The sequence below is a fragment of the Thioclava sp. UBA3469 genome, from assembly GCF_002378135.1.
Taxonomy (GTDB): Bacteria; Pseudomonadota; Alphaproteobacteria; order Rhodobacterales; family Rhodobacteraceae; genus Thioclava; species Thioclava sediminum.
In genome coordinates, this window is sequence record NZ_DFRG01000016.1 from 1 (window position 1) to 9553 (window position 9553).

The window sequence follows — 9553 nt, forward strand, 5'->3', positions numbered from 1 at the left end:
CTCGGCCACGCGCGCGGCCAGATCGGGCGCGTCGTCGAGCGCAGCAAGGTCTTGCGCCAACCCGTCCCGATAACGCGCCCAGACATCGGGGCGCTGTTCCAGCCAGCCCTTGAAATAGCCCCGCCAGAGCACCTCCTGAACGAATTTCTCCGCAGCCTCCGGCCCATGCGCCTCATACGCCCGCGACACCGCCTCACGCTCGAGCACAAGACGCCGCCGCAGATAGGGCGACAGTTGCGAGACCTCCCTATGCCGCCCCGCCCCGTGATCGAAATTGCGCCCCTGCGCGTAATCCGCGCCCATCTTCGGGGCGAACCGCGTCAGGCGGTCCTCACCAGCCGCGCGGGTCGCGGCGGGCAACGGCAAAGGCTCGGCAGCGGTCACGGCATCTCCTTCCGGGTCGGGCTACCGATCTACGCCGCGAGGGCCGTATGCGATCACTCCGCCCGCTCGAACCGAACCGTCGGGTTGCTCATCAGCGCCTCTAGCGACCCGTCGAACGCGCCCAGCCGCACGAGGCCCGGCGAGTTGGCGAAGGGTTTGTAGAAGATCGCGAGATTGCCCCAAGGCGCATAGAGCGTGATGTCGCCCGTCTTCGGCTCATAGGCGCGCTGTGCGCCTGTCGTGTCGAGCTTGCGCGGCAGATCGGCGATCTTCTCGATGCCGTGGTAGTCGCGCAGGGTCAACTCCAGCGGCATGAGCGCCGCGAAATCGCGCCCTGCAGGGGTGTCGTCGAGGGTGGCGGTCAGAACCGTCTCGCCTGCGGTCACGGTGATCGGGATCATGCTATCTCCTTTCGTCTCCTGAGCGCAGGCCATGCTGGCGGCGACGCACAGCGCCGCGACGGGTGTCAGAAACTTCGTGACGCTCATGGCCGATGCCCTCCTGCTGCTGGAGACAAATCTATGCGCGATTGCGCAGGAGGATTACCCCCCGCGCAATACTGCCACAGATGAGCCGCACTCATCAGTCGCCTTTTCAGGCCTTGGTCATGTCGATCACATAGCGATAGCGCGCCTGCTTGTTCACGACCTTCTCGCAGGCTTCGCCGATCTGTTCGGGGGTGATCATCTCGTAGGTGGCCGCGACACCGTGATGCGCGGCGAAGTCGATCACACGCTGGGTTTCGGCAATTCCGCCCGTCATCGAGCCCGCGAGGCTCTGACGCCCGAAGCCCATCATCATCCCATGCGCCCCCTCAATGGGGAACAGCGCGCCGACATTGACCAGCGTCTTGTCGAGCTTGAGCAGGTTCAGGAACTGCTGCATCGGATAGGCCACCGGGACGGTCGAGAGCATCAGATCGAAGCTGCCCATCTGGCTCCGCATCGCGGCCTCGTCGGACCAGAGATAGGCCTCGGCGGCACCGAAAGCCTTGGCATCGGCGATCTTGTCCTCGGAAGTCGTGAAGACGACGACCTCCGCCCCTTTCGCCGCCGCCAGCTTCACCGCGAGATGGCCCAGACCGCCCATGCCGATCACGCCGTAGCGCTGGCCGGGCTGCAGGTCCCAGTGATTGATTGGCGAGAAGGTGGTGATCCCCGCGCACAGAAGCGGCGCGAACCCGGCCAGATCGACCCCCGGCGGGATGCGCAGCGCGAAGTCTTCCTTCACGACGATCTTCTTGGAATAGCCGCCATAGGTCACCCCGCCCGAGATCTTGTCCTCGGAATTATAGGTGAAGGTCGTGCCGTTGAGGCAGTTCTGCTCGCGGTCGGCAAGGCAATTGGCGCAGGTGCCACAGCTGTCGACCATCGTGCCGACCCCGGCGACATCGCCCTCGCGGAACTTGGTGACCTCAGCGCCGATGCCGACGACCCGGCCGACCATCTCGTGACCGGGAACGAGCGGAAACTGCGGCATCCCCCAGTCGCCCTTGTAGGTGTGGATGTCCGAGTGGCAGATCGAGCTGTACATGATCTCGACCACGACATCCTTCGGCCCAGCCGCACGGCGCGGGATCGTATGGGGCGCGAAACTGCCATCCGTGTCGAAGGCCGCCCAAGCCTGCACCTCGGAAGCTTCGAGCGATGCGCCGGCCTCTTGCGCGACCGCTTGCGTGGCGACGCTCGCCGCCAAAGGGGCCGCGGCCAGCGCGGTGCCGCTGCGCAGGAAATTGCGGCGGCTTTCGCCATCGCGGGTCAGGGTTTGGAACGTGTCATTGCAGGACTGGCACATCTCGGGCCTCCTTTTTCGGGAACTGACGAAGAGCGCCGGAACAAGGGTGGCGCCTGCCTTTCAACATGCCGTGAAACGCGCCGCAGATAATCACTGCTTTGCGCACAGCATCCATGAATCCTGCTCATGAGGCTTTCCGGCTTTTGCGGCATTAACCCCGCGACGGCGCCCCTTACGTCAATGAAGGCGAGGCCAGGGAGATCACGGCCTTGCCATTGAAACGCAATCCAAGGGAGACCCCTGATGATCCGCACCTTCACGACGCTCGCCGTCCTTCTCGCCGCCCCCGCCGCCGTTGCGCAGTCGATGGAACTGACCCCGGCGGAGAGCCGCGCAGCCACGATCGGCAGCTCTGACACCTTCACCGGCACCGCCCTCGTCGCCCCCGTCTTCGGCCCCGACATGGGCGATGTGAGCGCGGGCGAAGTGACCTTCCTTCCCGGCGCGCGTTCGGCTTGGCACACCCATCCGGCAGGGCAGAAGCTCGTCGTGACGGCAGGCTCCGGCTGGGTACAGGAACGCGGCCAGCCCAAGCAGCTGATGCAGGCGGGCGACGTGATCTGGTGCCCGCCGGGCATCGAGCATTGGCATGGCGCGACCGACACGACCCATGTGACGCATTTCGCGATCCAGCAGGTGGTGGATGGCTCCGCCGTGACCTGGGGCGAGAAGGTGAGCGACGCGGATTATCTGGAGTGATCCACGGCTGAATAATCCGTGGACGTCATGAACCACGCGCATATATCGTGAGGGAGACCCGCCCGATGGCGACACCAACATTCAGCGAGGCCTCCCTCATGCTGCGCGAAAATATCAACGATCTGATCGCCTTGGCCGCCGTCGCCGAAGAGCGCAGCTTCACCAAGGCCGCGGCGCGGCTCAACGTGTCGCAATCCGCGCTGAGCCATACGATCAAGGCGCTGGAGCAACGGCTGGGGCTGCGGCTGCTCACCCGCACGACGCGCTCGGTCGCGCCGACGCTCGAGGGCGAGGATCTGCTGGCCACGCTCAACCCCTGTTTCGAGATGATCGAGGCGCGGCTGCGCGCGCTCGACGACGCGCAGGACCAGCCCACGGGCACCGTCCGGATCGTGTCGACCGATTACGCGATCGAGACCGTGCTTTGGCCAAAGCTCTCGCCGCTGCTCAAGCAATACCCTTCGATCAATGTCGAGCTGGTGATGGATTACGGCTTCACCGATCTGGCCTCGGCGCAATGCGATGCCGGGGTGCGCTATGGCGACAGCGTGAGCGAGGGGATGATCGCCACAAGGATCGGCCCGGACGAACGGATGCTCTGTGTCGGAGCACCCTCCTATTTCGAAGCGGCTGGCGTGCCGCAGACCCCGCACGATTTGAGCGAGCACAATTGTATCAACCTGCGGCTGGCGACGCATGGCGCACTCTATGCCTGGGAATTCGAGGATGCCGACGGGCACGAGATCCGGGTGAAAGTCTCCGGTCAGGCCTGCTTCAACACGATCGGGTTGGTGCAGCACGCGGCGCTCGACGGGCACGGGCTGGCGCTGGTGCCGGATCGGCTCGCCGCGCCCCATCTGGAAAGTGGCGCCCTGCAAGCCTGCCTCGAGGAATATTGCCCCTTTTTCCCGGGTTTTCACCTTTATTACCCCAGCCGTCAGCGCCCCTCCTCGGCCTTCGGCGCCGTGCTGGAAGCGCTGCGCGAGCGGGGCTGATCAGCCCCCCTATTATCACGCTCGGGTGAATGAACGTGCGCATTCATGCTTGCCATTCATGAGTGCTATAAAAATTCCGTCGATTATCCTGAGGCGCATCTCGCACTAGATTGCAGGACATGAACCGAAGCCGTGCTCTTGAAACATGAGGGGCGCGGCGCCCTCCAATGCAAGGAGCCAGACATGATCCTGAACGAAACCCTTACCCTCCCCAATGGCGTCGAGATCCCGAAACTGGGCCTTGGCACCTGGATGATCGACGATGACAAGGTGGCCGATGCGGTGAAGGCCGCCGTCGAGATGGGCTATCGCCACATCGACACCGCGCAGGCCTATGGCAACGAGCGTGGCGTCGGCGAAGGCATCCGCAATTGCGGTGTTCCGCGCGACGAGATCTTCGTGACCACCAAGCTCGACGCGGGCATCAAGAACTATGCCGATGCGAAAGCTGCGATCGACGGCTCGCTCGAGACGCTCGGGCTCGACAAGATCGACCTGATGATCATCCACAGCCCGAAGCCCTGGACCGAGTTCCACGGCGACGATGGCTACTTCGAAGGCAACCTCGAAGCGTGGCGCGCGCTGGAAGAAGCCTATGAGGCGGGCAAGCTGGGCGCGATCGGCGTGTCGAACTTCGAGAAGGCGGATCTCGACAACCTGCTCGACAATGCAAAGGTCAAGCCGATGATCGACCAGATCCTCGCGCACGTGTCGAACACGCCCTTCGAGCTGATCGACTACATCCAGAGCCACGGCATGGTCGCCGAGGCCTATTCGCCGATCGGTCACGGCCAGATCCTCGACAATGCCGAGATCAAGGCGATGGCCGAGAAATATGGCGTCAGCGTTCCGCAGCTGTCGATCCGCTACGTGCTGCAACTGGGCATGGTCGCGCTGCCGAAGACCGCCAACCCCGATCATATGCGGTCGAACGCGGCGCTCGATTTCGAGATTTCCGCCGCCGATATGGAGGCGCTGAAATCGGTCGAAGAGATCAAGGATTACGGCGAGGCGAGCATGTTCCCCGTCTATGGCGGGCAGCTTTAAGCCAGACCATCGCACCGCCGGGCCTGTCCCGGCGGTGCCTCTCAAGCCTTTCGATGAATCTCGCTCATGAGTGACTTGGCTTGATGCGGCATTAACCTGAACGCCGCCTCCCCCATCTCTGAAGGACAAGATCAACCCGACAGGAGAGATGATATGAAAACCCGTTTTGCAGCTTCCGCCTTTGCTCTGATCGCGTCCTCGGCCTCCGGCGAGGCGCTCGATCGCACCATCCCCGACGCCGTTGGCCGCGCGGCCCCCGCGCTCGAGGCCTATTCCACAAATGACCTTCTCGGGTCGGTCTGGACCGGTGAGCAGCTGTCCATGCGGGACCGCTCGCTTGTGACCTTCGCGGCGCTGATGACCCGCCACGAGACAGGAAACCTCCAGCGCTTCGTCGAACTCGCGCTCGATAGCGGCGTGACGCCGGCCGAACTGTCGGAAACCGTCACCCATCTCGCCTTCTACACCGGCTGGGGCAACGCCACCGCCGCGGCCGAGGCGATGGCGCCGGTCTACGAGGCGCGCGGGATCGCCGCGGACAGCCTTCCCGGCGCAGAGGTCGACCTGCTGCCGCTTGATGAAGAGGCCGAAGAATCGCGCGAGAATTTCGTGCGCGGCACCTATGGCGATGTCTCGATGGGCGTGGTCGACAACACGCGCGAGCTTCTGTTCCGCGACCTCTGGCTGCGTCCCGATCTCGCGCCGCGCGACCGCTCGATGGTCACCGTCGCGGCCCTGATCGCGGCGGGCCAGCCCGAGCAGATGACCTTCCACCTCAACCGTGCGATGGATAACGGGCTGACGCAGGAGGAAGCGGGTGCGATGCTCTCGCATCTGGCCTTCTACGCGGGCTGGCCCAAGGTCTTCTCCGCGCTGCCGGTGGCCAAGGACGTCTTCGAGAAACGCGCCGAGTAAAGGACTCTGTCATGAAGATTGCCATTCTCGGATCGGGACTGATGGGCGCCAAGCTCGGACGGATCTGGGCGCAATGCGGCCACGAGCTGCGCTTCGCCTATTCGCGCAGTCAGGCCAAGCTGGAGCGGCTCGCCGCCGAGACCGGCGGGCGGGCGACCTCCGTGGCCGAGGCGGTCGCGGGTGCGGATGCGATCCTGCTCGCCGTGCATTGGAGCCGGGTCGAGGATGTTCTGTCTCAGGCTGGCGACATGGCGGGTCAGGTGGTGCTAAACTGCTGCGTCCCGCTCGATGCGAGCAATAGCGATCTCGTGCTCGGCCCCAAGACCTCCGGGGCCGAGCAACTCGCCACGATGCGCCCCGATGCGCGCTGGGTGGCCACATTCAACACCTCTCCCTCCGAGAGCTTCGCCCCGGTCTTCGCCCGCAAGGGACAGGCCGACCCGCCGCAGCTTTTGTTCTACGGCGATGACGACGGCGCGAAATCCGTCGCGCGCGGGCTGATCGAAGATATCGGCTTTACGCCGGTTGATGCGGGCGGATTGCGCACCGGGCGCTTCGTCGAACCCTTTGCAATGGTCACCGCCGAGCTAGCCTATGGGCAACCCGGCGGTCCCGCCCTGACCTATCGTTTCGAAAAACTGCGCGGCTAAGCCCGCGCTCCCCTACCCCAAGAAAGGAGTTTTCCCATGAAAATCATTCGCTCCGGCACCAACGCCTCGATGCAGGGCCCCCAAGACTGGTTCACCGGCACCGTCCGCGTCGATCCGCTGTTTCAGGCCGAAGAGCCCGGCCGCACCTCGGGTAGCCATGTCACCTTCGAGCCCGGCGCGCGCACCGCATGGCACACCCACCCGGCGGGCCAGACCTTGATCGTCACCTTCGGGCGCGGTCGCGTCCAGCGCGAAGGCGGCCCCGTCGAAGAGATCAGTCAGGGCGATGTCGTGTGGTTTCCGGCAGGCGAAAAGCACTGGCACGGCGCCTCGTCCGCGACCGCGATGAGCCATATCGCGGTGCAGGAAAGCATCGACGGCTCGCCCGTCACCTGGCTCGAGAAAGTCGCCGACGAAGACTATAACGGCTGACCTTGAGGGCCGGGCCTGCGCGGCTCGGCCTTCTCTTTCTTCTTCCCAATAATTTTCAAAGCACGAGGCCCCGCAATGCCCCGGCCGCACATCACTTGCCACATGATCACCACGCTCGACGGACGGTTGAAGACCGAAGGGTGGCCCTATTCCGAAGACGAATTGCTGACGATCTACGATGCGGTCGGTGCGCGTCTGGAGGGGCAAGGTTGGATCATCGGGCGCGCCTCGCTCGAAGGCTGGGTGCCACATGTCGAACCGATGCTCGATCCCGCGCCCACCGCACGGCCCGATCGACTGGCGGATCTGGCGGGACGCACCCTCGGCGTCGTGTTCGACCGCAAGGGGCGGCTCTTGCCGGATACGGACGAGCTCGAGGGCGACCATCTGGCGATCGTGCTCTCCGAGCGTGTCGCGCAGGCGCATGCGGAGCGGCTGATAGACCGCGGCATCTCGGTCGTGTTCAGCGGTCCCGAGGGAGACGACATCGAAGGCGCGCTGACCCGCATCGCCGAGGGGTTCGGGATCGACCGGCTGTTGCTTGAAGGCGGCGGCATGCTAAACGGCACCTTCCTCGCCAACGGGCTGATCGACGCGACCAGCACCCTGATCCTGCCGGTGATCGACGGCAATAGCGGCGCGCCTGCGATCTACGAACAAGGCGCTGGCCCCGCGCAATCGCTGGAGCTGGTGCAGGCCGAGACGCTGGAGAATGGGATCGTCTGGCTCCGCCACAGCGTGAGCAGGGAGAGCTGAGACAGGCTTCCCCCGAAAGCCCGCGAGGCATCGTTGCGCTCGGGGCGGCGCAACGCTCAGCGAGGCATGGCAAAACTGCGCCTGCCGACCTTGAGCGTCGCTTCCTAAATTTCCGCGAAAGACCAACGGCGTCGCCCCCCCTCGCCTTTTTCCTGAAGCTGTCGAAAGACATAGGGATTTGAGTCAAAATTCTTGCTACTGACTGACCGGTCAGTTATTTTCTGCCCATGACAGATCCCGACTCGCCCGAGCCCAAATTTCGACGTCGCGCGGAGGCGCGGCCTGACGAGGTGCTCGACGCGGCGCTCTCGCTCTTCGATGAAAAGGGGTACGCCCATACGTCGGTGGCGCAGATCGCCAAGACGGCGGGTCTCTCCAAGGGCGCCGTCTATCTCTATTTCCCGTCGAAACAGGCGATCCTCGAAGGCTTGGTGCGCCGGGCGGTTTCTCCGATCGCCACGCGGGCGCAAGCCCTTGTCGAACCGACGCCCGATGACGCGCGCGCCACGCTGCGCGCGCTATTCTCGCTGATCGCGACCTCGTTGGGGGATCCGAAGGTTCTGGCGGTCCCGAAAGTCGTGATCCGCGAGGCCGTCGTCGCCCCCGAAATCGCCGCGATGTATCGGCGCGAGGTGTTCGACCACGTCCTGCCCGCCGCCACCGAAATCATCCGACAGGGCATCGCCTCGGGCCAACTGCGCCCGGTCGATCCCGAACTGACCCTGCGCTCGATCATCGGCCCGATCGTCGTCCATCTCCTGCTTGCGGAGATCTTCGACGTTGTGCCGGAGGACGGGCTGTCGCTCGATCGGCTGATCGAGAACCACCTCGACATTCTATTCCACGGCGTTTTCCTGTCACCGGAGGGTTCGACCGATGCTTGATACCATTGTTGCGTGGATCAGCGCCCTGCTCACCGCGATCATTCCCGGCTATGGGGACGCCCCGGTGCCGCATTACTCGGGCTATGTGGAGGGCGAATATGTCTATGTCGCCCCCTCGGTCACCGGGCGCATCAAGACGCTGGCGGCGATCGAAGGCGACAGCGTGAAGGCCGATCAGTTCCTGTTCGACATGGACTCGACGAAACAGCAGGCGGCGCTGCGGGCTGCCGAGGCCAAGATCGGCACCGCGAGCGCCAATCTCAACAACCTCGAGACCGGATCGCGCGACGCCGAGATCGAGGTGATCAAGGCCTCTCTGGAGCAAGCCATCGCCCATCGCAATCTCGCGGAATCCGCGCTGAAACGAACCGAGGACCTGTTCGCCCGCGAAATCGTCGCTCAGGCCAAGGTAGATGTCGACCGCGCCGCTCTGGAAGAGGCCGAGGCGCAGGTGGCGCAGCTCAAGGCCCAGCTCGAAGTGGCGGCCCTGCCCGCGCGCAGTGCGCAGGTCCTCGCAGCCCAGAAGACGCTCGAGGCCGCACAGGCTGATGCCGATCTCGCCCGGTCGCAGCTGGATGACATGACGGTTACCGCCCCCGTGGCCGGTCGGATCGAGACGGTCTATTACAAGGCCGGGGAAGTGGCCGCCGCCGGGTCGCCCGTGCTGTCGATCCTGCCGCCGAACGCGCTCAAGGTCCTGTTCTTCCTGCCCGAGGCCGAGCGCGCGGATTTCGCCATTGGCGATCAGCTGGAGATGGAATGCGACGGCTGCGATCCGAGCATCAAGGTGACGATCAGCAAGATGGCTTCCGAGCCGCAATACACGCCCCCGATCATCTATTCGCGCGAAGAACGCTCGCGGCTCGTGTTCCGCGCCGAGGCGCGCATTCCGGCGGGCGCGTCGCTCCTGCCGGGCCAGCCTGTCAGCCTGAGGCGGGTGCAATGAGCACGACAGCCGCCGACAGCGCGAGCGCCCAGAGCGAGCCCGCGATCGTCG

At 64.7% G+C, this 9553-nt stretch carries 11 protein-coding genes and 1 pseudogene; 9 read left to right on the plus strand and 3 right to left on the minus strand.

Translation table 11 applies throughout. The annotated features are described in order from the left end of the window. From B3D39_RS01250 to B3D39_RS01260, 3 genes and pseudogenes are all read right to left on the minus strand, one after another. Positions 1-384: pseudogene (locus B3D39_RS01250) on the minus strand (deoxyribodipyrimidine photolyase); the annotation flags it as partial. A gap of 53 nt (positions 385-437) precedes the next feature. Continuing rightward, positions 438-872, minus strand: coding sequence for a cyclophilin-like fold protein (locus tag B3D39_RS01255; protein WP_274962698.1), 435 nt, complete (start codon positions 870-872; stop codon positions 438-440). A 106-nt stretch (positions 873-978) separates the two neighbouring features. Then, complete coding sequence (locus tag B3D39_RS01260) at positions 979-2178, minus strand: NAD(P)-dependent alcohol dehydrogenase (RefSeq protein WP_274962699.1); 1200 nt, start codon at positions 2176-2178, stop codon at positions 979-981. Positions 2179-2421: 243 nt separating this feature from the next. On the opposite strand from B3D39_RS01260, the gene B3D39_RS01265 reads away from it, so the two are divergent. The 9 genes from B3D39_RS01265 (at position 2422) to B3D39_RS01305 (ending at position 9502) form a co-directional block, all read left to right on the plus strand. Further along, entirely contained in the window at positions 2422-2877 is a 456-nt protein-coding gene (locus B3D39_RS01265; RefSeq protein WP_098411435.1) for a (R)-mandelonitrile lyase, read from the plus strand. A gap of 98 nt (positions 2878-2975) precedes the next feature. Next, the gene (locus B3D39_RS01270; RefSeq protein WP_274962700.1) at positions 2976-3872 is read left to right on the plus strand and encodes a LysR family transcriptional regulator; all 897 of its coding nucleotides are present in this window, start codon (positions 2976-2978) and stop codon (positions 3870-3872) included. A 183-nt stretch (positions 3873-4055) separates the two neighbouring features. Next, entirely contained in the window at positions 4056-4919 is an 864-nt protein-coding gene (locus B3D39_RS01275) for an aldo/keto reductase (protein WP_274962701.1), read from the plus strand. 153 nt (positions 4920-5072) lie between these two features. After that, positions 5073-5834: a carboxymuconolactone decarboxylase family protein gene (locus B3D39_RS01280; protein WP_274962702.1), complete on the plus strand. Its 762-nt coding sequence runs from the start codon at positions 5073-5075 to the stop codon at positions 5832-5834. An 11-nt stretch (positions 5835-5845) separates the two neighbouring features. Continuing rightward, positions 5846-6484: an NADPH-dependent F420 reductase gene (locus B3D39_RS01285; protein WP_274962703.1), complete on the plus strand. Its 639-nt coding sequence runs from the start codon at positions 5846-5848 to the stop codon at positions 6482-6484. Between the two features lie 36 nt (positions 6485-6520). Next, positions 6521-6916 (plus strand): (R)-mandelonitrile lyase, encoded by a 396-nt coding sequence (locus tag B3D39_RS01290; protein WP_274962704.1) that lies wholly within the window; start codon positions 6521-6523, stop codon positions 6914-6916. Between the two features lie 75 nt (positions 6917-6991). Continuing rightward, complete coding sequence (locus B3D39_RS01295; RefSeq protein ID WP_274962705.1) at positions 6992-7672, plus strand: dihydrofolate reductase family protein; 681 nt, start codon at positions 6992-6994, stop codon at positions 7670-7672. Positions 7673-7899: 227 nt separating this feature from the next. Continuing rightward, on the plus strand, positions 7900-8556 hold the full coding sequence (locus B3D39_RS01300; RefSeq protein ID WP_274962706.1) for a TetR/AcrR family transcriptional regulator: 657 nt from the start codon (positions 7900-7902) through the stop codon (positions 8554-8556). Further along, the gene (locus B3D39_RS01305) at positions 8549-9502 is read left to right on the plus strand and encodes an HlyD family secretion protein (protein WP_274962707.1); all 954 of its coding nucleotides are present in this window, start codon (positions 8549-8551) and stop codon (positions 9500-9502) included. The genes B3D39_RS01300 and B3D39_RS01305 overlap by 8 nt, the downstream gene beginning before the upstream one ends. The last annotated feature ends 51 nt before the right edge of the window (positions 9503-9553 follow it).

Excerpts from the sequence above, each read along its gene's own strand:
- B3D39_RS01255 (WP_274962698.1), bottom strand. The coding sequence starts at position 872 with ATGAGCGTCACGAAGTTTCTGACACCCGTCGCGGCGCTGTGCGTCGCC.
- B3D39_RS01260 (WP_274962699.1), bottom strand. The coding sequence starts at position 2,178 with ATGTGCCAGTCCTGCAATGACACGTTCCAAACCCTGACCCGCGATGGC.
- B3D39_RS01265 (WP_098411435.1), top strand. The coding sequence starts at position 2,422 with ATGATCCGCACCTTCACGACGCTCGCCGTCCTTCTCGCCGCCCCCGCC.
- B3D39_RS01270 (WP_274962700.1), top strand. The coding sequence starts at position 2,976 with ATGCTGCGCGAAAATATCAACGATCTGATCGCCTTGGCCGCCGTCGCC.
- B3D39_RS01275 (WP_274962701.1), top strand. The coding sequence starts at position 4,056 with ATGATCCTGAACGAAACCCTTACCCTCCCCAATGGCGTCGAGATCCCG.
- B3D39_RS01280 (WP_274962702.1), top strand. The coding sequence starts at position 5,073 with ATGAAAACCCGTTTTGCAGCTTCCGCCTTTGCTCTGATCGCGTCCTCG.
- B3D39_RS01285 (WP_274962703.1), top strand. The coding sequence starts at position 5,846 with ATGAAGATTGCCATTCTCGGATCGGGACTGATGGGCGCCAAGCTCGGA.
- B3D39_RS01290 (WP_274962704.1), top strand. The coding sequence starts at position 6,521 with ATGAAAATCATTCGCTCCGGCACCAACGCCTCGATGCAGGGCCCCCAA.
- B3D39_RS01295 (WP_274962705.1), top strand. The coding sequence starts at position 6,992 with ATGCCCCGGCCGCACATCACTTGCCACATGATCACCACGCTCGACGGA.
- B3D39_RS01300 (WP_274962706.1), top strand. The coding sequence starts at position 7,900 with ATGACAGATCCCGACTCGCCCGAGCCCAAATTTCGACGTCGCGCGGAG.
- B3D39_RS01305 (WP_274962707.1), top strand. The coding sequence starts at position 8,549 with ATGCTTGATACCATTGTTGCGTGGATCAGCGCCCTGCTCACCGCGATC.